This is a genomic window from Butyricimonas sp. Marseille-P3923 (assembly GCF_900184685.1).
In the GTDB taxonomy this organism is placed as follows: Bacteria; Bacteroidota; Bacteroidia; order Bacteroidales; family Marinifilaceae; genus Butyricimonas; species Butyricimonas muris.
Genome location: NZ_FXXL01000007.1, coordinates 190,320 through 213,373, shown reverse-complemented (window position 1 = coordinate 213,373; position 23,054 = coordinate 190,320). Strand labels below are relative to the sequence as shown.

Below are 23,054 nucleotides of genomic sequence, written 5' to 3'. Positions count from 1 at the left end.
GCTCATTTTAATGTTTACTTTCAACACGCTTTTCTTCCGTACCGAAGATATTAATTTTCAAGAAGTTTTTGTTCTTGCGTCCCAATATCATGAAATCCAATAACACGAAAATCAAAGCCATAATCAAAAAATACTGGTACTTATCGGCGTAATCTGCAAAAACCCGTTCTTCCAGCAAAGTCTTATCCATCCGGTTTATCTCGTCCAGCAACGTGTTCAATCCCACGTTAGAATTACTTGCACGGACGAAAATACCTTCTCCCGCTTTGGCAATCGCTTTCAACATATCTTCATCCAACTTGGAGATCACCGGATTGCCGCTCCCGTCTCTCATGTACTGACCGGGGTTACCCTTTTCGGGAACCGGAGCACCTTGCGCCAATCCCATCCCGATCGTGTGGACGTAAATCCCTTTCTCCCGGGCCGCCTTTGCCGCCGCAACAGCATCATCCTCGTGATTCTCCCCGTCCGTGATCACGATAATGGCTTTCGACGCTTCCGTGTCCGGGGTAAATGACTTGGCTGCCAGATCTATCGCTGTCCCGATCGCCGTTCCTTGAATCGGAACGATGTCCGTATTGATACCCGACAAGAATAATTTAGCAGAAGAATAATCCGTCGTGATCGGCAGTTGCACGTATGCATCCCCGGCGAACACGATCAACCCGACCTTATCGTCGCTCAATTTCTCCACCATACGGGAAATAGCCTGTTTAGCCGCATCCAACCGGCTGGGCTTTATATCCTGTGCCAGCATGGAATTGGACACATCCAACGCGATAATCAATTCGACACCTTCTTTCTTTACTTGTTGTAACTTGGAACCGAATTGGGGTGCGGCAACTCCAAGAATAACAAAGAACAACGCGAACAATACCATCACGAATTTCCACGTCGCCCGCTTGGGCGATTGCAGAGGCATCAACGTTGCCAACAATTCCGGATTCCCAAATTCCGCTATCGCCTTTTTCTTGCGTATCCTAGCCACCACGTAAAACACGATCAGCAAAGGAATTACTAACAGTAAGTATAATAAATCAGGATGTGCAAACCTAAACATAACCCTTTCAATTTTAGATTTAATAATTTTAGATTTTAGATTGATGACTTTCCATGTCCCTCTCCAATCTCTATATTTTCATTTTCACTTTCAGACCTTAGATTAAACCTGCATTTCCAAATTTAAAATCTAAAATCTAAAATTTAAAATCAAGGAATTTTCCTCAATAACGTGTATCTGCCTAACGCTTCCAGTATCAGCAATAAAGCTCCAATCAAGGCAAAATAGAAGAAGTGTTCGTTCTTGCGGCTGAAATGCTTCACCTCCACTTTGCTTTTCTCCAATTGATCTATTTCCTTATATATCTGCTCCAGTTTCTTGTTATCCGTGGCACGGAAATACTTACCTCCAGTCATATCGGCTATCTGAGTCAAAATATCTTCGTCAATCTCCACCGGCATCCGTTGTAACTGCACGCCGAAAGGAGTTTGCACGGGATAAGGAGCCTCTCCCAGCGAACCGACACCTATCGTGTACACCCGGATACCAAAGGTCTTCGCCAATTCCGCCGCCGTCATCGGTGCAATAGCCCCCCGATTATTGATACCGTCGGTCAAAAGAATAACCACCTTGGATTTCGCTTTGCTGTCTTTCAAACGATTCACGGCATTTGCCAATCCCAGACCGATAGCCGTTCCGTCCTCGATCATCCCGCTTTCAATATCTTTCATCACGTTAACCAACACCGCCTGATCCGTCGTCAAGGGACTCTGCGTGAAACTCTCTCCACTGAATACCACCAACCCGATCCGGTCTTGGGGACGTTCCAGTATGAACTTCGTGGCAACTTCTTTCGCGGCTTCCAATCGGTCGGGAGTAAAGTCCCGAGCCAACATACTACCGGAAATATCCAATGCCAACATGATATCTATACCTTCACTATTATACGTTTGCCAACTCGAACTGGACTGTGGTCTGGCTAAAGCAAATACCAGAAAAACGATAGCGAACACCCGAGCCACAAACAACAGGTGACGCAACCAAATCCGGTTTCCCCGTTTCATCAGCTTGAACACCCGAATAGAAGAAAATTTCATATCGGCATGCGACTGCTTCTCCTTAAAAATATACCAGATAATCATTGGCACCAGTACCAACAATAACCAAAAGTATTCGGGGTTTGCAAATTCATATCCAAACATATTTTCTATTTTAAATTTTAGATTTCTTGATTTTAGATTCTGAGAATCATAAATCAAAAATCATAAATCGTAAATTAATTCTTTTTCTCCTCTTCACTCTTTGCCGCTTCCGCCGCTGCTTTTTCCGCCGCCTCTCTCTCCTGTTGCTCTTTCAACTCCCGTTCCAGACGTTCTTTTTCTTTCTCTTCCCGGATCGTGTCATTCGTTTCCTGCACGAAATCATAAGCGATATCCAAGTTACGCACGTTCTCGTCCTGTAACGGTTCCGCCTTGGCAAACTTCACGTAATCGGCAGTTTCGAACATATCCGCCAACTTATCCCGCTGTTTGGCATTCACCTTTTCGCACTTCTCCAAAGCCTGTAAAGTCTCGAAAGAAGTTTGCTCCATCGCCGAAATACCCAACTCACCGTCCAAATAGTTCCGAATCGTATCAGTCAACTGCGTGTAATATTCTTTTGTCTTACCACTTTGCCATAACTTCTCCTTCTTGATCTCTTCCAAAGCCTTCATGGCAAGCACGTAAGGCGGTATAGCCGGTTTCTCGTGCCCGAAGAGAGACTTGCGTGATTTCCGCACCTTGATAATCCAAATTACCAACAGGATTACCACGACACCCAATAGAGTCCATAATAAATAAGGCAGTATCTCCGCGAACGTCCACGGGGCAGCCAAAGGCATCACGATGTCGAAATTCCCTTTCTGCGGATCGACCACGAAAGTATTCACTATCAACTCCAACGGGTCGGTTCGTAGCGTGTTGTTATAACTTTCCTGCTGTATCTCGATAGGCATAGGCGGAATCATGAACACTCCCGAATCGAAAGACGTGATCACGTAACTTTCCTGCACGAGTATCCGTCCGTCTTTCTCTTTGATAGAATCCCGAACAGGTCCGGAAATAATTTCCACACCTTTTGCCAGAGTATCTTTCAATTGAGGAAACACGATCTTCAATCCCGGTTCAGCCTTTACCTTCATTCTGAAATTGATCTGGTCACCGATCATGATATAATTGGTATCAAGCTCCGCCGCGTATTCCCGGCTTTGAGCTTTCAATCCCCCGATACCGTACAGTAGCAATATTACGAATAGAACAACCCTATTTTTCATTTTCAATTCTCCATTTTCAGTTTCAATTAATACCCAGCCCCTCTTCTCTTGAACAATGCTATCAATGATCTCACGTAATCTTCATCCGCACTGATAGATGCCATATCCACCCCGGAATGTTTGAATATCCTGTCCAGTTCTTTATCCCGTTCCAAAGCGTACGCCTCAAATTGGTCACGAACCTTCTTGTCGGAAGTATCCACCCACACGCTCTCTCCCGTTTCGGCATCCGTCAAGTACATTAACCCCACCGGCGGCAACACCTTTTCCCGACGATCATACAATTGCAAAGCCACGACATCATGCTTTTTGTTCGCGATAATCAAAGGATGTTCAAAATCATGTTCATCCATAAAATCGGAAATCAGAAAACAAGTACAACGCTTTTTGATTGCGTTCGTCAAGTATTGCAAAGCCATCGCGATATTGGTCTGCTTGCGTTCCGGGTAGAAATCCACCAGTTCGCGGATAATATGCAGGATATGCGTACGCCCTTTTTTGGGCGGGATAAACTTCTCTATCTGATCCGAGAAAAAGATTACCCCGATCTTATCGTTATTCTGGATAGCCGAGAATGCCAACACGGCAGCGATCTCCGTGATCTGGTTCTTCTTCAATTTCGAAACCGTTCCGAAATTACGCGAGGCACTCACGTCAATCAGCAACATCACCGTCAATTCGCGCTCCTCCTCGAATATCTTCACGTAAGGATGATTGTAACGGGCGGTCACGTTCCAGTCTATACTGCGGATATCATCCCCGTACTGGTACGCCCGCACCTCGCTGAAGGTCATACCCCGTCCCTTGAAAGCCGTGTGGTACTCGCCGGCAAAGATATTGCTTGACAACCCCCGCGTCTTTATCTCGATCTGCCTAACACGTTTTAATAAATCTGAAGTCTCCACCTTAATAATTTTAGATTTATAGATTTTAGATTTTAGATTCCAACCGCACAAGACTAACGCTTTTTCACTCTAAATTCTAACTCAATTCTAAACTCTCTCGCCATCAAATTGAAAATCTCAGATTGAAAACATGTCATTTTCAATTTTCAATTTTCAATTTTCAATTTTCAATTTCTAAGGTACTTCAACCGTGTTCAAAATCTCGCTGATAATGTCCTCGCTGGTCAGGCTGTTGGCTTCTGCCTCGTAACTCAACCCGATACGGTGGCGCAACACGTCGTGACAAACGGCACGAACATCCTCCGGAATCACGTACCCGCGGCGTTTGATAAACGCGTAAGCTTGAGCCGCTTTCGCCAAACTGATACTTGCACGAGGTGAAGCACCGTAAGCGATCATGGAAACAAATTTCTCCAAACCGTGTTCTTGCGGGTAACGGGTAGCGAACACGATATCCACGATATATTTCTCGATCTTCTCGTCCAGATAAACTTCTTTCACGACCTCACGGGCACGCAAAATATCCTCCGGTTGCAAAATGGTATTGGCTACCGGGAACGTCTTTTCCAGATTCTGCCGAACGATCAGTTTCTCTTCGTCTTTCTTCGGGTAGTCGATCACCACTTTCAACATGAAACGGTCAACTTGAGCTTCCGGCAGCGGATAAGTACCCTCTTGCTCTATCGGGTTCTGTGTTGCCATTACCAAGAAAGGCTCATCCAGTTTATAAGTCATATCGCCTATCGTCACCTGACGCTCCTGCATCGCTTCCAACAAAGCGGATTGCACTTTTGCCGGGGCACGGTTAATCTCATCCGCCAGAATAAAGTTAGCGAAAATCGGACCTTTCTTCACCACGAACTCCTCTTTCTTCTGGGAGTAAATCATCGTACCCACCACGTCGGCAGGCAACAAATCCGGGGTAAACTGGATTCGACTGAATTTAGCGTTAATAATATTGGCAAGGGTATTAATCGCCAAGGTTTTCGCCAACCCCGGAACACCTTCCAACAAAATATGCCCGTTAGAAAGCATACCGATCATAAGTCCCTCCACAAGATGCTTCTGTCCTACAATCACCTTGTTCATCTCCATCGTAATCATATCGACAAAAGAACTCTCTTGTTGTATGCGCTCGTTCAATGCTTTGATATCAACCGTATTCATATCATTGATTTTTATATTTGATTTATTAATACTACATTTTAACGTCAAAATTATCACCTCGGTTTCAAACTTCACGGAAAAGAGTTTTTTTTACTTCTCTTCCCTCGTTTCTGTTTTTCCAAAAATAGGTATTATTCCGGCAAATGTTAAAATCAAGGATACTAAATAATGTTAATGCAAATTTTAAGGTTTTCCCAAATAATTTCTAATCTCGTCTTAAATTACGGATTATTACCGATATACGATTATATTTTTAACATTTGACTTGTTCTACTAGCACATTAATTAACAATCAAACTTCAAAAATCAGCTCAATTCTCCCTTCCGTTCACTTAACAATAAGTAGAAATCTGCCTATTTGCCTTCAGATTATAATGGATCCACGTCAAAATAAACTTTCAATCCCTTGCCGGACTCCCCTTTCAATAACTCGTCACACTTCTGCCGGATAAAAGTCTTCAATTTCGACAACGAAAGCCCCTGCTCCGCCTTGATCAGCACTTGTATACGGTACATTTTCCGCACCCTTGCCACTTCCGGCTCCGCCGGACCACATACCCGACGTTCCAATCGTTCCCGTAACTTTCGGGCTAATTCATTCGCGGCATTACGCAAAGAATACTCGTTCACGTGCCTTAATTCTATCTGGATTAACCGGGAAAAGGGCGGATAATGAAACATCTCCCGTTCCCGTGACAAGAAAGAATAGAACCCGTGGAAACTCCCTTTTTCCACCAACCGGTACACCCGGTTCTCCCGGTCGGCAACTTGAATAACCACTTTCCCCTGTTCCCCTTTCCGACCGCTACGACCACTTACCTGCATCAACATATCGTAAGCCCGTTCCTCGGCTCGGAAATCGGGAAAACTGACCAAACTGTCGGCATCCATAACTCCCACCAATTTCACCCGCTCGAAATCCAATCCCTTCGAAACCATTTGCGTCCCGATTAATATATCCAGATTCCCCGCCTCGAACTCTTCAATCAAAGCACGAAATTTCACCTTGTTGCTCATCACCTCCAAATCCATGCGTGCCACGCGTGCCTCCGGGAAATACTGTTTCACCTCCTCCTCGATTCGCTCCGTCCCCGGCGTGCGATTCACGTAATGTCCCTGACCGCACTCCTCGCAAACAGTCGGCACCGGACGCAAGCTCCCGCAATAATGGCAATTCAGCGTATTCCGGAAACGATAATAAGTCATGCTTACATCACAATGCTTGCATTTTAAAATAGCCCCGCAATGGTTACACTGCAAAAAAGTGGAATACCCCCGCCTATTCTGGAACAGAATTACCTGCATACCCCTCTCCAGCACCCGCTTCATCTCCTCGTACAACACGGGAGTAAAACTCCCTTTCATCATTTTCTTCCGGCGATATTCTTTCACGTCCACGAACATCAATTCAGGCATCATAACCTCCCCGAAACGGGTGGTCAACTCCACGAAACCGTATTTACCGCTCATAGCATTCTGGTAACTCTCGAACGAAGGCGTGGCAGAACCCAGCAATATCTTCGCCCCGTTCATCTTGCCGAGCATGATAGCCGCGTCCCTGCCATGATAACGGGGAGCGGGTTCTTTCTGCTTGTAAGAAGCCTCGTGCTCCTCGTCGATAATAACCAATCCCAAATTCCGGTAAGGCAGGAAAATAGAAGAACGTACCCCGAGTACCACGGGATAAGGATTCTCCCCGTTCTGCCTGCGCCACATCTCGGCACGGGCACTGTCCGTCATTCCCGAATGGTATACCCCCACCCGGTCGCCGAACACCCGCCTCAACCGTTTCACGATCTGTACCGTCAAAGCAATCTCCGGCAAAAGATACAACACTTGCTTCCCCTGCCGAATCGTTTCCTCTATTAAATGTATATACACCTCCGTCTTTCCCGAGGAAGTCACCCCTTGCAACAACACGCAGTCCCTCTCCTTGAAATGCCCCCGCACTTGTTCCAATGCCCGTTCCTGCTCTCCCGACAAGGCATGCATCTCCTGCACCTCCTCCCCCGTGCTATCCAAACGGCTTACCTCTATTGTCGCGACTTCCAACACCCCCCTCTCGCACAATCCCTTCAACGCCGCCGTCGAATTACCGATCACGCCGGTAAACTCCGCCTTAGGCAACGAATCCGTGTGATGCTCGTCGCAATACATAATCCAGTCACACAACATCTTCTGTTGCGCCTTCGCCCGTTTCAACGAATCCATGATCTCCCCCAACTCTTCCCCCGAAAACGCTCTCGCCCAACACACCAACCGTTCCAATTTAGGTTTGAACAAATCATCCACGGACTCTTTCACTTGAATAATCCCTTGCTCCAACAACGAACGCACCGCCACGTACACGTCTTTCCGTCGCAATAACTTTTCCACCTCCGCCATGCAAATTTCCCCGTTCTGTCGGAATACCCCGATCACCTCCCGTTCCATCGGACTCAATTCTACCCCTCCCGTTCCATCTTCCTGCCAATCCGCGGCAAGACAAAGACTCGTGTAACTCTCCAAACGCATGGCGACAGGCAACGCCGCCCGTGTCACCTCTCCCGGCGGAGCCATATAATATTCGCTCAACCACAACAAAAACTTCAAATGAGAAGCGGAAAGAGCGAATCCCTCCTCGATCACCCGCTCTATCGGACGTGTCTCGAATCCCACGGGCGGGTTGGAATGCAACGCGTAAACAACCCCCGTGTAACGCTTATTCTTCACGAACGAAACGACAACAAGCCCCCCTACCGCTACCGTTCCCTCGTATTCCGTCGGTACCGAATAAGTAAAAAAATTCTCCACTCCCAAAGGGATGATGACGTCAGCGAACAACAAAATAATTTATGATTTACGATTTATGATTTACGATTTATGATTTAAATCACCAACTCCTCCTCTGTTTATAGAGGAGGTGGCAGCGTAGCTGACGGAGGAGTTTAATCTTAAATCTAAAATCATAAATCACTAAATTGATAAGATTTCCGTCAACCCCAGCAAATTATGATTCAACGGTTTGGAATTTTTAATCGCCTTGTTGAACGGCACATGCACGGTGTCCTTGTTCATGATACCCACCATGATACTGGTCTGGTCGTCCAGCAAAGCATCTACCGCCGCCACGCCCAACGTGCTTGCCATCACGCGGTCGAATGCCGAAGGAGAACCACCTCGTTGAATATGCCCCAACACGGTCACCCGCACGTCATACTCCGGGTGCTTCTTGGATATCTTATCCGCGATCGTGTAGGCTCCTCCCGACTTGTCACCCTCTGCCACGATCACGATACCACTCGACTTATGAGGTTTATAATCATGTTCCAAAAACTTGTCCAAATCATTCACGTCCGTTTCAATCTCCGGCACCAGCACCGCTTCCGCACCCGTGGCAACAGCCGAACGCAAGGCAATAAACCCGGCATCTCGTCCCATCACCTCGATAAAGAACAAGCGGTTGTGGGAACTCGCCGTGTCGCGTATTTTATCGACAGCATCCACCACTGTATTCACCGCCGTATCGTAGCCGATCGTGTAATCCGTACCGTACAGGTCGTTGTCTATCGTACCGGGAACCCCCACGACAGGCACGTTATGCTCTTGACACAACAAGCGGGCGCCGGAGAACGTACCATCTCCACCAATCACCACCAACGCGTCCAACCCGTTCTGTTTCATCTGCTCGTAAGCCTTTGCACGTCCTTCCACCGTACGGAATTCTGCACTTCGGGCCGTCTTCAAGATCGTTCCCCCGCGTTGTATGATATTACTCACGTCATGAGATTCCAGTCTTTTCATGTTTCCCTCGATCAACCCCTCGTAACCGTCATAAATCCCGTATGCCTCACAGCCATTAAAAATCGCCGCTCTCACCACCGCCCGAATAGCGGCATTCATCCCCGGAGCATCCCCCCCGGAGGTCAAAACACCTATTCTTTTAATCTTTCCCATAATCATTCAATTGAAAATTGAAAGTTGAAAATTGAAAATGCCAATTACAACCAATCAATTTATATTCTTACTTGCTCTACTTCAATCCAAAATCATAAATCATAAATCATAAATCTTAAATCACCGCATTCTTTATCTCTTCCATCACCCATCTCGGTGTCGATGTTGCTCCACTGATTCCCACGCTTTCCGCCCCCTCGAACATCTCATCGCTCAAATCAGCTACACCTTGCACGAAATAGGTTCTCGGATTCGCTTCCCGACACACGGCAAACAACTGTTTGCCGTTAGAACTCTTCTCCCCGCTCACGAACAGTACCACGTCGTGTCGCACCGCGAACTCCCTCAACTGCGGGATTCGGTTTGCCACCTTGCGGCAAATCGTGTCATTCACCTCCACGCCGCCGCGGGCACACGCTCTCACCAACTCCTCGATCCGCTTGAACCCGTCAAGGCTTTTCGTCGTCTGCGAGAACAGGATAACCAATCGTGAAAAATCTATCTCATTCAAATCTTCCTCCCGCTCCACGACCAACGCTTCCCCATTCGTCTGCGCTACCAACCCGTTCACCTCGGCATGCCCCCGCTTCCCGTATATCACGATCTGTCCACCGTTCGCTTTCACCCGTTCGTATGCCGCTCTGATTTTCTGCTGCAAATTTAATACCACGGGGCACGAAGCGTCTATCACTTCAATATTATTTTTTTCCGCCAAAGCGTAGGAACTAGGCGGCTCGCCATGCGCCCGAAACAATACCCGGCAATCCCGCAAGTCGGCAAACGCCTCGTGGTCTATTGTCCGCAACCCCAATCCTTTCAAGCGATCCACCTCCAGATTGTTGTGAACGATATCCCCGATGCAATAAAGTTCCCCCTGCTGCAACTCCTCCTCGGCCTTGGCGATAGCGTTCACCACGCCGAAACAGAAACCGGAATTCTCGTCAATCTCTACTTTCATATCGTGAACGAATGAGCTTTATCATTTCTTCTACTTCCTCCTCCACCGTCATATCGCTATTATCAATCAACACGGCATCCGGCACCCGTACCAACGGGGCTGTTTCCCGGTGCTCGTCGATATAATCCCGCTTGCGCACGTTCGCTTCCACTTCCTCGTACGTCACCTGCTCCCCTTTTCCCTTCAACTCCTCGTACCTACGTCGCGCCCGTACCTCCGGACTCGCTGTCATAAAGAATTTCACTTCCGCGTTCGGAAACACCACGCTACCGATGTCCCGACCGTCCATGATCACGCCACCGGCACTCGCCATTTCCCGCTGTTTCTCCACCAGCAACTCCCGCACGTAAGGCAACGAAGCAACCAGACTCACGTTATCCGACACATCCAGTCCCCGGATAGCCTTCTCCACGTACTCCCCGTTCATGTACGACTCGTAACGTTTCTTCTCGTCATTGTACTTGAAACCGAAAACAATCGACGGAAGTACTCGTTTCAACCCCTCGTCGTCCACCTTGCCATCACGAATCAACCCGTCCCGCATCGCTCTCAAGGTCACGATCCTGTACATCGCACCCGTATCTATATAAGTATATCCTAAACGTGCCGCCAAAATCTTGGAAACAGTACTTTTTCCCGTCGAAGAATGCCCGTCCACGGCAACTATCAAACCTTTCTTTTCCATTTTCATTCAAATCTATTCAACGTGCGAAGATACAAAGAACTCGCGAAAAAAATCAATTTTTATCTTTCAACCTCTTTATCTCTCTATCAAAATCACTTTCAAGCAATTCCATTTCTCGTTTACGATATATCTCGAACTCTTTTTCTGCCTTTTCTATAGCCTGTTTATGTGATATGTTACCTTTGCCGACAAGTATTTTTCTTTTATGGGCAATAGATTGCCACCTTGCTTCAATCGTTCATCATCCATTGCAAAGCCCTTTTGGATATATTCGTGAAGTCGCTGCGTTGCCCAACGACGGAAGCGAGTCGCAACTTGCGACTGAACACGATAACCTAGAGCAATTACCATATCCAAATTATAATGATCTATATCTCTTTTGACTTGACGCTTACCTTCTTGGCGAACTAACAAGAATTTCTTGTGAGTTGCCTCCACCCCCAACTCCCCATCCTTATAGATATTATCTACATGCTGGCTAATATTCTGTTGAGTTGTACTATAAATCTCAGCCAACTGATTTTGTGTCAGCCATACATCTTCATCGGCAAAACGCACAGATACACGAGTTATTTCGTTATCGTCTTGATAAAGTATAATTTTATTTTCTTCTTTCATTGGTCTATTTTTCTTCTTTAAAGAATGGTTCCAGAAACTAGCAATAAATTATTGATGACATATGCAAAAGTAGTGATAATTTCTGAAAGAAACAGTGATGACCCGATTGCGGTTATCGAGAATTGGTAAACAAGAAAAACAGCATGTATTCCTATATAAAAATTAAATATACTATTTATTTCCTTCTTATTTAATTTGTAAAATAACCTTTTCATTTCCTAATTAAATCCTATTATTTTTCTATTTTAATAGAGGTTGAATAGGAGTTGAATAGGATTTGAATAGGAGATGCTATAAAGCAACTATAAATAATATAGATATATTATAACTGTTATTTACTTTATTTTACGCCTTTCTTGTCATTTTTCTATGTCATTCACCCCACATCAACAAAATGCCTAAAAAACGCCAAACCATGCAAGTTCCCGCAAGAAAACAACACAATAATAGCCCACCGTAATTTACCAACAAAAATTTTGTAAGAATTTGACAATATATTCCCAAACACATTGTCCTTTTTGCTATATTTGCATGATAAATTGATATAATTCGTCAAAACTATGATATTACGAGTAACAATAAAGAATTTATATTCTTTCAAGGAAGAAACTGAAATTAGTTTTGTTGCAGGGAAAAGTACAATACATGGGGAACAGGTTAGCCGAGCGGAAAAACGTGATGGTATTTCTGTTTTGAAGACCGGCATTATTTATGGTGCTAACGCTTCCGGTAAAAGCAACATCATCAAGGCCGTTTCCATGATACAAAAAATTGCTTTGTCAAGTATACCCAAGAAATATATTGAACCATTCAAATTGACCAAACCGAATAATCTACCCTCAAAAATCGAACTGGAATTTAAAGCAGGAAAGAAATTCTTCGCGTATGGAGTAGAATTTACAATCAAAGGTATCACGGAAGAATGGCTCTATGAAATTAATAGCCGCACGGATAGAGAAATTTATACACGTAAAGTTACAGCAGAGGGTAATGAATTCACGTTTGGTCCAGTCAACGGTAACGCGGAAACTCAACAATTATTGAAATTTATAAGCCAGAGTACGCCTGTAACAGATAGTTTTCTCGCCGAATATATCAAACGAAACGGGAAAGGATTGCCTCTCGTCAATGATGTGTATCGTTGGATGAAAGAAAATTTAAAGATTATCTTCCCAAATTCACGCTATAACGGTATATCTATTCGCGTAGAAAAAGACAAGGATTTCGCGGCAGCGACGAAGTCCTTGTTAGAGTATTTCAACACGGGCATCGCGGATATACGCCGTATCAAGGTGAGTAAAGAAGATGTAGATTTGCCCAAAGACCTGATAAATAACCTTTTGTCCGATGCTGAACCGAACAAGAATTATGTCATAGCATCATCCTCCGACTCGACAATTTATTTCTTTGAAACAGATTCGGAGGGAATAACAACTACATATAAACAAACTGCGATCCATAAAACGTCCGACAATGATGAAGTTCCGTTTGAGATGAGCGAAGAATCCGACGGTTCCATCCGCTTATTGGATTTCATACCTATGTTGATTGACCTTCGATTGAATGAATCGGTTTATCTAGTCGATGAAATAGACCGTAGCATGCACCCGATGCTTTCGCAAAAGTTATTGGAATATTATTTCAACCATCTTTCCGATGAACGGGACACCCAATTGATTTTTTCTACCCATGAATCTAACTTATTGAATTTAGATTTAATTCGTGCAGATGAAGTGTGGTTTATAGAAAAAGGTCATGAAGGTGCATCACATCTTACTTCCCTTGCAGAATATAAACCGAGGGAAGACATACGTAAAGGCTATCTACAAGGAAGATACGGCGCAATTCCATTCTTTGCTCCCATCAAAAGTTTAAAATGGTAAAAAGCGATGAGAAAACGAAAAGACTTTGAACGACGGGAAGGGATAAAATCCGCGAGATTGGTTGTTATCGCAGCTGAAGGTAGAAATACCGAGAACATTTATTTCGAGTCAATGAAAATCTCATTGTGCGCCTCAGACGTGCACGTGGAAGTTTTGCACCGGGATTCCAATAATTCGAGTCCCGAAAATGTTTACGAACAGATTCGCAGATTTATGGCTGAATATAACATAGAAGATGATGACCAATTGTGGATTGTCGTGGATAAAGACAAATGGAAGGACAAAATGCTTTCATCTGTGGCACAACATTGCGCGCAAAACAGCAACTTGCGATTCTGCGTGAGCAACCCATGTTTTGAACTATGGTTACTTCTCCACGTGGAAGATATTGCTTTATATAGCAAGGGACAATTGGACAAGTTATCCGTGAACAAAAAAATAAACAGTCAAGATACATGGCTGAAGAAGCGCGTGAAAGACTTGACAGGACATTATCACGAGTCTGATTATGACGCTATGGCACTCCTACCGTATATTGATATCGCAATAGAAAGAGCCGAAAAATTGGATGTATCGCCAACGGATAGATGGCCTCAAAGTATTGGGACAAGAGTGTATTTATTGGTCAAGAGTATAATGGGGAAATTGTAATATTTCGACTTTTAAAATATTAACATTATATTTGTACTTTCAACTCACGAGGCATGGAAAACGGCATTAAAAGCATAGACACGTTCAAAGAATTGTACATGAGTCACTTTCAAGCAGTGGTGGGATTTTGTCATACCTATTTGAAAGACCGGGAACAATCCATGGACGTGACACAAGAAACCTTCTTCAAACTGTACGAGCGGCTTGATGATGCTTATTCCCGTCAAAATGCCATAGCCTTTCTTTATATCACGGCCAAGAATCTCTGCATGGACGTCTTGAGGCACGAAAAATTCAACACGGAAGACGTCGATGAATTGAAAGAGAAATTATACTCCGATGATTTCTTTCTGGATGAAATCACGAACCAAGAAATGATACGTTTCGTTCAAGCCGCCGTTGCACAATTGACCGGTCGCAGTCTTGAAATAGCCCGTCTTGCACTCGACGGATTGGGGAACCAAGAAATAGCCGACACGTTGGGTATTTCTATCAATTCGGTCAAATCGCTAAAAAAAGAGATGTATTCAAAGCTACGAGAAATCATTGGTAAAGAATACGTTATATTATTCTTCGCGAAATATTTATTAAAAATCTAGAAATCGACTCACCCGCTTTTCGACCTCATCCGTATTCAAAGAGAAGAACGAATGAATATGGAAAAACAAATTATAAAAAGAATCGAAGTCGCACGTCTGGTTGCCCTGCACAAACTGGGGGTTCTACCGGAGGATGAAGAACGGCGGCTGGCGGCGTGGGCGGCACAAAGCGAGGAAAACCGTCAACTTTACGAAAAACTGTTGCACGCGGGAACTTCCCGGAACAACGGGATGCCAACCACCGAGAAAGCGTGGCAGGACTTCACCCGAAGATACCGGGTACGCCCGAAAAGATACACCACGTGGCGCCGGGTAAGTTACACGGCTGTCGCCTGCTGCGCGGCAGTATTACTCACGACGGGTATTCTGCATTTCTATTCGCGGGATAAAGCCGATGAAATAATGACGCCACGCCCGCTGAACTCGGTGCAACTCGTGCTCGAGAATGGCAACACCATCACCCTCGACCGGGAAGAACATGCCGCTATCAAACAAACTGCAAGTATCCCTCTCGAGATGAATCAAAAAGAAATTGATTACACGACAGTCGAGCAGGAATCACTCCAAGAAATTCCCGTTTACCACAAAATCATTGTACCCAAATACGGGGAATACACCGTGAAACTCGCGGACAACACGGTCGTGAAACTTAACTCGGAAAGTACCTTGAAATACCCGGTAGCGTTCAACGGGGATACCCGGGAAGTGTGGTTAAGCGGGGAAGCCTATCTTGAAGTAACCCGCGATACATCCAAACAATTTATCGTTCACGCGGCAGGAACTGAGATTGCCGTGTTGGGCACGACATTCAACGTGAACGCGTATGACTCGGAAAAAGAAGTAGCCACAACCCTCGTCAACGGTAAGGTTGAAGTAAGCAACGAGGTTACTACTCAGGTCATCAGTCCGGGACAACAAGCCATCACCAGCCGGGATAACCCGCGAATAGAGGTGAAAGAAGTAGACACGCGAGTAGTCACGGCATGGGTACGGGATATGTTCTACTTCGACGAAGAACCCCTTGCCTCAATCATGGAAACTCTCGCCCGCTGGTACGAGTTCCGAGTGGTCTTTGAAAATGAAAATGCCAAACAACGCCGGTTCACGCTTGAAGTATCCCGCTATGATGATATAGACAAGGTACTCAACTTTATAGAGGAAACCCGGGTGGTCAAATGCAGGAAGGAGGGCAATACCATATACATCAAGTAGATAAAAGAAAACAGGTCATGCTACCAACACGACCTGCCACAAATTTAATGATATACACTCCCCCGTCAAAGCGAGTGTAATTATAAACCTATAAAACAAAAGTATGAAAAATGATTGTTTTATTCATGCCCCCGTGCATGAAAAATTAAAAAAATTGTTGCTAATTATGAAGCTAAACGCATTGTTAATGTTGTTGTTTTGCATGAATCTATCGGCGGGAGTCCTCGCGCAAGAGGCTCTCCTGACGGTAGAGGTCGAGAACGGGAGTATCCGTGACGTGATGCAAACGATTAAACAACAGAGTGAATACACGTTTGTTTACAACGTGGAAGAAGTCGGTCACCTCGGGAACCTATCCGTTCACATGAAGGACGCCGATATACGGTCTATTCTGGACGTATGCCTGAAAGGTAGCGGGTTGGAATACAGTATTCACGAGAACGTTATCGTGCTCCGCAAGGCTATCATCCAAAAGCAAGAAGAGATACGAAAAATCAAAGGTATCGTCACGGATAAGAATAAAGAACCGCTACCGGGCGTGACGGTTATGATAAAAGGGACAACACTCGGGGTGTCGACCAACGCCGAGGGACGGTTCGAGCTCGTGCAACCGAAGGACACGAACAATATCGAGTTGCTCGTGTCCTTCATCGGGATGAAGACGCAAACGATTCGGTACAAGGGGGAAGAGTTGTTAAAGGTGGTACTGGAAGAAGACACGCAAGAGATGGAGGAAGTAGTGGTGACGGGTTACCAACGAGTGGACCGGAGAAAAAACACGAGTGCCGTCAAAACATTAAACGTTGACAATATCATGATTGCTTCCGCAACATCCATTGACCAAATGCTGGAAGGTCGGGTACCGGGAATGATTTTGATGACCAACTCGGGTGAAGTGGGTGTCGTTCCAAAAATTCGTATCCGTGGTACATCGACTTTGGTGGGTAATCGTGAACCATTATGGGTAGTGGACGGAATCATCGTGCAAGACCCCGTGCCAATCCAAGCAGAAGAATTGAATGACCCGGACTATATCAACCGCATCGGTAATGCCATCGCGGGACTAAACCCGCAGGACATCGAGCGTTTGGATATATTGAAAGACGCGGCGGCAACCGCCTTGTACGGGGCAAAAGCTGCCAATGGAGTCATCGTGGTTACGACTAAAAAAGGTCATATCGGGAAACCGGTTATCAACTATAACATGACAGCTACCTTCCGTCAGCGTCCGCGTTATTCCGACCGCAAAATAGACTTGATGAACTCCCGGGAAAGAATCCAAGTGTCGCGGGAACTTCACGAGCAACATTATCAATACGATTATAACGCTAACATGGTCGGATACGAGGGATTATTATCAGAACTCTATCAAGGAAAAATTACGGACAAACAATTTGCCGAAAAAGTGGCACGCTTGGAAACGGTGAACACGGATTGGTTCGACCTGTTGACCGAAGATACGTTCTCGCACCAACACACGTTAAGCATGTCGGGCGGTTCGGAGAAAACCCGTTATTACTCGTCCATCGGGTTCACCCGTGACAATGACGTCATCAAGGGAAATTATAACCAACGTTACACGGCATCCCTGAATCTTGAAACCACATTCAGTCAATGGTTCACCGCTTCCGTTCAGTTACAAGGGAATATCAGCAAGAAAAAATATAATCAGGATGAAATTGCCCCGCTGGATTACGCTTACAATTCCAGTCGTGCTATCCCCGCCTATGACGAGGAGGGAGAATACGCGTACTACGAAAAATATGAAAGCACAAGTAACTCATATTGGAATTACAATATATTGAACGAACTCGAAAACAGTTACTCCAAACAAAACGCCTCTGGAATCACGGTCAACACAAACCTGCAATTCCGTTTTACAGACTGGCTGAACGCACAAGCCATTCTCTCTTACACGAATTCCAACACGGAAATAGAAGGCTACTGGGGCGAACACACATGGCATGTCGCCACTATTCGTAGAGCTAATTACGGGGAAACTCCATGGAGCGAAGGTACACTTCCTTTCGGGGGTGAATTAAAGCACAACGAAACCCGGCAAAACTCTTACACGGCACGTTTGCAGGTGAATGCCAATAAATACTGGGGAGCAGACGAACAACATAACATCAATGCCAGCGGCGGTTTCGAGATGAGTTCCACGCGTTATAACGGTTTCTCGTCTGTTCACAGAGGATACTATCCCGAACGGGGAAAAATGTTCGTGAACAACATCAACGCAGAAGATTACCCTGCCTATGCGGCTTGGGCTGCCAATAATACTCCCTCGATTAAAGATGACCTGTCCAACATTGTTTCGGGCTATTTGAGTATTTCTTACAGTTACCGGAATTATTTTACCCTAAACGTGAACGGACGTACCGACGGGTCAAACCGATTCGGGGACAAGAGTAATGACAAATTCCTTCCCATCTGGTCGGCATCCGGGAATTACAATCTCACGGAACACGATTTCTTCAAACGGGTGTGGCTCAACTACCTGAGTTTTAAAATGTCGTACGGGTACCAAGGGAATATGCTTTCGGATGTTTCACCGGTGCTATTGATGCAAAAAAATCCTTTCGACCCTTATTACAAGGAGATGACCGCATCGGTGAACCAAGTGCCTAACCCGAACCTCAAATGGGAAAAAACGCAATCGCTCAATCTCGGTCTTACGGTTGCCGCTCTGGACAACCGCATCCAAATCGAGGCGGAATATTACTACAAACGGACAAAAGATGCCTTCATGACCAAGAAAATCGCTACCATAAACGGATTGGATTCTTATAGCATCAACGGTGGCGACATTGAAAATAAAGGATACGGCATCGATGTTACCTTCAACCCTATCAAGAGTAAAACTTGGAACTGGTTGCTGTCGACCTCGTTCTCGAAAGATTTCAACAAAGTGAAAAGCGACCCGGATTCACAAACCTACGATTACGAAGATTTCCTCGACGGGACCGTGGTCGTGAAAAACAAAGCCGTAAATACTTTCTACTCGTACCGATTTATCGGGTTAAGTCCCGTCAACGGCGGTCCGATATTCGATGACTACGAAGACCGTCAACACGAATTGGACGGATTAAGCAAATACGATACTTTCAAAAAAGTATTAACTGCTTCCGGACGCCGCGAACCGTATATGTCCGGAAGCCTAAGCACGACTTTACGCTACAAGAACTTGCGCATGAACGGGATGTTTGCCTACAGCTTGGGGTCAAAAGTCCGGCTATTCAGAACATTCCGCTATAACGAGCGTCTTAAAATAGCACCGGAAAGTAATCTTCATCGCGAATTATTGAACCGTTGGAAAAATCCGGGGGATGAGAAACACACGAATATCCCGGCTATTATCTCCTACAACAGTGGATATTTCTTCGATTACAACGAACATTGGTCAGGTGTCAACTTCTATAATATTCAAACATTTGCCGACAACTTATGGGATATGTACGACTATTCGGATGCACGTGTCGTTAGCGGTAACTACTTGAAATGCTCCAATTTGAGTTTCACGTACGAGTTTGGCGAACGCATTCTGCCCAAATTAAGATTAAGCAGACTTGCCATTTCGTTATCAGGCACCAATTTATTCACGATTTGCTCCAAAAAGTTAAAAGGGCAAACCCCTACACAAGGATTCACGGAAGTGTCCTTGTCCGACCGCCCTACTTATTCGTTTAGTTTGAACGTTTCATTTTAAAACAACCTGCTATGAAAAATATATTTATAGTATTCCTCCTATTCACCCTAACGGCTTGTTCTAGCTTTCTTGAAGAGTATTCTCAAGATTTGGCAAAGGTTGAAACCGTCGACGATTTGAACGAATTGCTATTGGGAGATGCCTATCTTCCCGTGGGATTTTACGAAGAATATAATTCTTCCGCCCTACAACCTTACAACCTATTCATCCATTTCATGTCGGACGAACTGCAACAAGGACCTATCAACGAGAACCGTTTGGAGGTTGCTGACCCGGAGGCATTGTTCGGCTATTTCACTTGGCAACGCCAAGTGGGCATGAATCCCAAGGGAACAAGTATCAGCTCAGAAGACGAATGTTGGGAAAAGAGCTACAAATACATCAACACGACCAACATGATACTGGACGAACTGAATGGTGTAACCGCACGCAATAAAAGTGAAGAACTCGACAAAATCAGAATCGAAGGCGAAGCGTATTTCCTACGCGCCTTGTATTATTTCACCCTTGCCAATCTCTACGCCGCTCCTTACGAACCATCCAAAGCGGCTTCAACCCCGGGTATCCCGTTAAAATTAACCTCTTATATTGAAGATAAGGATTATCACTTGGGGACGTTATCCGAGGTGTACGCTCAAATCATCGATGATTTGGAAAAAGCAGAAGCCTGCTTGAAACAAACGGAACGAGTATCCATTTATCATGCCGATTTAACGGCTACCTATTTGCTGATGAGCCGGGTTTATCTTTACATGCAGGACTACCCGAATACCCGGAAATACGCCCAACTTGTGCTTGACCGCAACGATGCCCTAACCGATTTGAACGGTTTTGCCGACGAAAATGGCAATTTCCTGAATGCCTCGTTGCCCGAAATCCTGTTTTCCATGGGAGGACACCAATTATCAACCGGCATCATGGGATACGAAGGTCGCCGGCATTACGACAACGAGCGCCCGTTCTACATCTCGGAGGAGTTGTGCAACGCTTTTAATGACAATGATTTGAGAAAGAAACACTACATCAAAAAAGAGGGAGATTATTTCATCTTCCAGAAAGTACGGTGGGACATGAAAGAACATGCGGCATCCAAATGTCCTATCTCGGATAACTACTTGTTCCGCACAACCGAGGCATATTTAAATCTGGCAGAAGCCGCCGCATTGGACAATGACGAGGATATCGCACGCGAGAAACTCCAATTATTACGTGGTAAACGATACAAAACTCTTCCCGCCCTTAACGCCACGGGAAACGCGCTTGTCGATTCCATACGACTGGAACGCCAACGCGAACTTTGCCTGGAAGGTCATCGCTGGTATGACTTACGCCGCTACACGGTATGCGACAAATATCGTTGGTCCAAAGAGTACACGCACGTCTATTATGATTTCAAAATGGACCCGGATACATACTCCCAAGTGATTTCCCAAGCTCGTTACTATCGACTGGAGAAAGACGACAAGGCTTACACGTTGGCTCTTCCACGAGAAGTAATCGAATTCCAGAACACGCTGGGCAAAAACGAACGCCCGGACCGAGAACCATACGAAACTATTAACTATTAATGGAATATAAGATGGACAAAATATTTTACCTTATTATCTTTAGTTTGCTTTTAGGAGCATGCAGCAAGGAAGATTCACTAGAGCCGACTGGCGAACGCGATGATTATTTCTCCGTGTCGGAAAACGCGACAGACCCGGAATCGGTGATAAGACGCAAATTCTATGAAGACCACGGGGTTCACGTGCTTTTCAATGATACTCTTCGCCACGAACAACGGGGCACTTACGCGGACGGCACGCCTTACTGGTACACGGAAACAATAGATTTAGGTTACTCTCTTAGAAGTGATGATGGAAAAGACTTCCAATTCGAGTATATAAATACACAAACGACAAAAGAGGAAGCCATCAAGTTTGTTGAAGATTACATACTTCCGCACTTGGGCAAATCGGTACGCCCCTATTCATTCCTGTTAGTGGATAATCTCTCCGATTGGTACGGGAAAAAATGGAGAACTATTGATTATTACGAGGGTGAACGTTGTCTGGCTCTGAATATGAAACCGGTTCTCGGTACGGAGGATGAACAAGCGTACAGTAATTATTGCACGACAATCTTCCAATCCATCGTCACGAATAAAATGGAAAAGTTAGACAAAGCTATTTTTGATGAATTCAACGCATTCAGCGATGAATACTATTGGTATGATTACGTTGATTTCTACGAGGATTTCTATGATTATTATGATGATTTTTATGACAATTATAAAGATGATTATGATGATGCAAAGGATGCTTACGAAGCAGGAGAAATAAATGAAGAAGAATACCTTCAAAACGAGGCTGTACAAGCTTACAATGAATATTACGCATACTGTAAACAAATTGCCAACGAGTGTGGATTCATTTCAGTCAGCACGAGAGGATGGTTTCCCAGCTACGCCTCAGACGATAGAGATACTTACGTTAAAGCTATTTTCAATACTCCGGAGGAAGAATTTATGGAGGAGTATAAAGACTATCCTATCGTTCGCACGAAATACAGCTTAATTAAAAAAATAATTAGTGACATGGGATTTGTTTTTTAAATAAATAAACAGCATATGAAAAAGATATTTGGATATATATTAGTCGTGATACTCTCGGTATGTATCGGATGTAACGACGATGACAATAATCGCCTGCCCGAGATAAAACCGGAAGCGGAAGGAACCGTTAAAGACAATGAAGGTAACGAATACGGGTGGGTTCGTTACGCGGGACTGGATTGGATGACCAGCAATTTCAAGGCCGGAGAACGCTATTACGAACAAAAAAGAGTTGACGATTGGGGAGACCTCGTGTATGTAGTCGATACCGATAGAGAACAGGCCGCCATGGATTGGGATAATTACGGCAACATGTACACTTACGAAGAAGCGTTGAAGAATGCAGAATTACTCCCCGAAGGCTGGCGTCTACCTACCGATGACGATTGGAAAAAACTGGAACAAGCCATGGGTATGTCCGAATCAGAGGCAGAAGCAACCGGAATGCGCGGAAGCGTTGAAGGCGCATTGCTCCAACAAGACGCGACAGGTAGCGGGATGTTGCTACGATTGGGTGGATTCGCTTTAGTGTACGGTCGTCCCGCAGATGTACGTCACCGACACTTGAGAGAACACGGTTATTTTTGGACTGCCACGGAAGCGGTATCCGAAAATGACATGACTCTTGCCCCGACCGTGTATTTCCGAAAAGTATCTTGTACCACCTCACAAATCGAGCGAAATGCTACAAAAAGCTATGACACGAATTACGAAGGCAATTTCTCGAAATACATGAGTGTACGTTACGTGCGAGATGCACAAGACTAAACCGCTACTAGGAATCAAATGAAATCAAACGTGAATAAACTCGTTTGATTTCA

General features: G+C 45.0%; 17 protein-coding genes and 1 pseudogene. 8 read left to right on the top strand and 10 right to left on the bottom strand.

All coding sequences use genetic code 11. The features are described 5' to 3' along the window. Window positions 1–7: 7 nt before the first annotated feature. The 10 genes and pseudogenes from CS948_RS12335 to CS948_RS12290 all read right to left on the bottom strand — a co-directional run bounded on the left by CS948_RS12335 (window position 8) and on the right by CS948_RS12290 (window position 11,583). On the bottom strand, window positions 8–1,060 hold the full coding sequence (locus CS948_RS12335) for a VWA domain-containing protein (RefSeq protein ID WP_099292037.1): 1,053 nt from the start codon (window positions 1,058–1,060) through the stop codon (window positions 8–10). Between the two features lie 149 nt (window positions 1,061–1,209). Then, window positions 1,210–2,202, bottom strand: coding sequence for a VWA domain-containing protein (locus CS948_RS12330; RefSeq protein WP_099292036.1), 993 nt, complete (start codon window positions 2,200–2,202; stop codon window positions 1,210–1,212). Window positions 2,203–2,276: 74 nt separating this feature from the next. Then, on the bottom strand, window positions 2,277–3,314 hold the full coding sequence (locus CS948_RS12325) for a BatD family protein (RefSeq protein WP_255301998.1): 1,038 nt from the start codon (window positions 3,312–3,314) through the stop codon (window positions 2,277–2,279). A 26-nt stretch (window positions 3,315–3,340) separates the two neighbouring features. Beyond that, window positions 3,341–4,219 carry a DUF58 domain-containing protein gene (locus tag CS948_RS12320; protein ID WP_099292035.1) on the bottom strand — a complete coding sequence of 293 codons (879 nt, stop codon included), beginning with the start codon at window positions 4,217–4,219 and terminating at the stop codon, window positions 3,341–3,343. A 174-nt stretch (window positions 4,220–4,393) separates the two neighbouring features. After that, the gene (locus tag CS948_RS12315) at window positions 4,394–5,386 is read right to left on the bottom strand and encodes a MoxR family ATPase (protein ID WP_099292034.1); all 993 of its coding nucleotides are present in this window, start codon (window positions 5,384–5,386) and stop codon (window positions 4,394–4,396) included. Window positions 5,387–5,755: 369 nt separating this feature from the next. Next, a complete protein-coding gene (gene priA, locus CS948_RS12310) occupies window positions 5,756–8,212 on the bottom strand; it encodes a primosomal protein N' (protein ID WP_099292033.1) in 2,457 nt (818 codons plus the stop codon). Between the two features lie 129 nt (window positions 8,213–8,341). Further along, a complete protein-coding gene (gene pfkA / locus CS948_RS12305; RefSeq protein WP_099294467.1) occupies window positions 8,342–9,322 on the bottom strand; it encodes a 6-phosphofructokinase in 981 nt (326 codons plus the stop codon). Window positions 9,323–9,437: 115 nt separating this feature from the next. After that, window positions 9,438–10,280 carry a 4-hydroxy-3-methylbut-2-enyl diphosphate reductase gene (locus CS948_RS12300; protein ID WP_099292032.1) on the bottom strand — a complete coding sequence of 281 codons (843 nt, stop codon included), beginning with the start codon at window positions 10,278–10,280 and terminating at the stop codon, window positions 9,438–9,440. Beyond that, window positions 10,264–10,965 (bottom strand): (d)CMP kinase, encoded by a 702-nt coding sequence (gene cmk / locus CS948_RS12295; RefSeq protein WP_099292031.1) that lies wholly within the window; start codon window positions 10,963–10,965, stop codon window positions 10,264–10,266. The genes CS948_RS12300 and cmk overlap by 17 nt, the downstream gene beginning before the upstream one ends. Window positions 10,966–11,017: 52 nt before the next feature. Further along, a pseudogene (locus CS948_RS12290) lies at window positions 11,018–11,583 on the bottom strand (virulence RhuM family protein). A 560-nt stretch (window positions 11,584–12,143) separates the two neighbouring features. Between CS948_RS12290 and CS948_RS12280 the strand changes: the two are divergent. The 8 genes from CS948_RS12280 (at window position 12,144) to CS948_RS12245 (ending at window position 23,001) form a co-directional block, all read left to right on the top strand. After that, entirely contained in the window at window positions 12,144–13,466 is a 1,323-nt protein-coding gene (locus tag CS948_RS12280; RefSeq protein ID WP_099292029.1) for an ATP/GTP-binding protein, read from the top strand. A gap of 6 nt (window positions 13,467–13,472) precedes the next feature. Beyond that, window positions 13,473–14,117, top strand: a complete 645-nt coding sequence (locus CS948_RS12275; protein WP_099292028.1) for an RloB family protein — start codon at window positions 13,473–13,475, stop codon at window positions 14,115–14,117. 53 nt (window positions 14,118–14,170) lie between these two features. After that, entirely contained in the window at window positions 14,171–14,716 is a 546-nt protein-coding gene (locus tag CS948_RS12270; protein ID WP_099292027.1) for an RNA polymerase sigma factor, read from the top strand. 57 nt (window positions 14,717–14,773) lie between these two features. Beyond that, window positions 14,774–15,928: a FecR family protein gene (locus CS948_RS12265; RefSeq protein WP_176555041.1), complete on the top strand. Its 1,155-nt coding sequence runs from the start codon at window positions 14,774–14,776 to the stop codon at window positions 15,926–15,928. Between the two features lie 166 nt (window positions 15,929–16,094). Beyond that, the gene (locus CS948_RS12260) at window positions 16,095–19,637 is read left to right on the top strand and encodes a SusC/RagA family TonB-linked outer membrane protein (protein ID WP_255301997.1); all 3,543 of its coding nucleotides are present in this window, start codon (window positions 16,095–16,097) and stop codon (window positions 19,635–19,637) included. An 11-nt stretch (window positions 19,638–19,648) separates the two neighbouring features. Then, a complete protein-coding gene (locus CS948_RS12255; protein ID WP_099292024.1) occupies window positions 19,649–21,205 on the top strand; it encodes a RagB/SusD family nutrient uptake outer membrane protein in 1,557 nt (518 codons plus the stop codon). Between the two features lie 11 nt (window positions 21,206–21,216). Next, window positions 21,217–22,233, top strand: a complete 1,017-nt coding sequence (locus CS948_RS12250) for a hypothetical protein (RefSeq protein WP_141560943.1) — start codon at window positions 21,217–21,219, stop codon at window positions 22,231–22,233. Window positions 22,234–22,248: 15 nt separating this feature from the next. Then, entirely contained in the window at window positions 22,249–23,001 is a 753-nt protein-coding gene (locus CS948_RS12245; RefSeq protein WP_099292022.1) for a fibrobacter succinogenes major paralogous domain-containing protein, read from the top strand. Window positions 23,002–23,054: the final 53 nt, after the last annotated feature.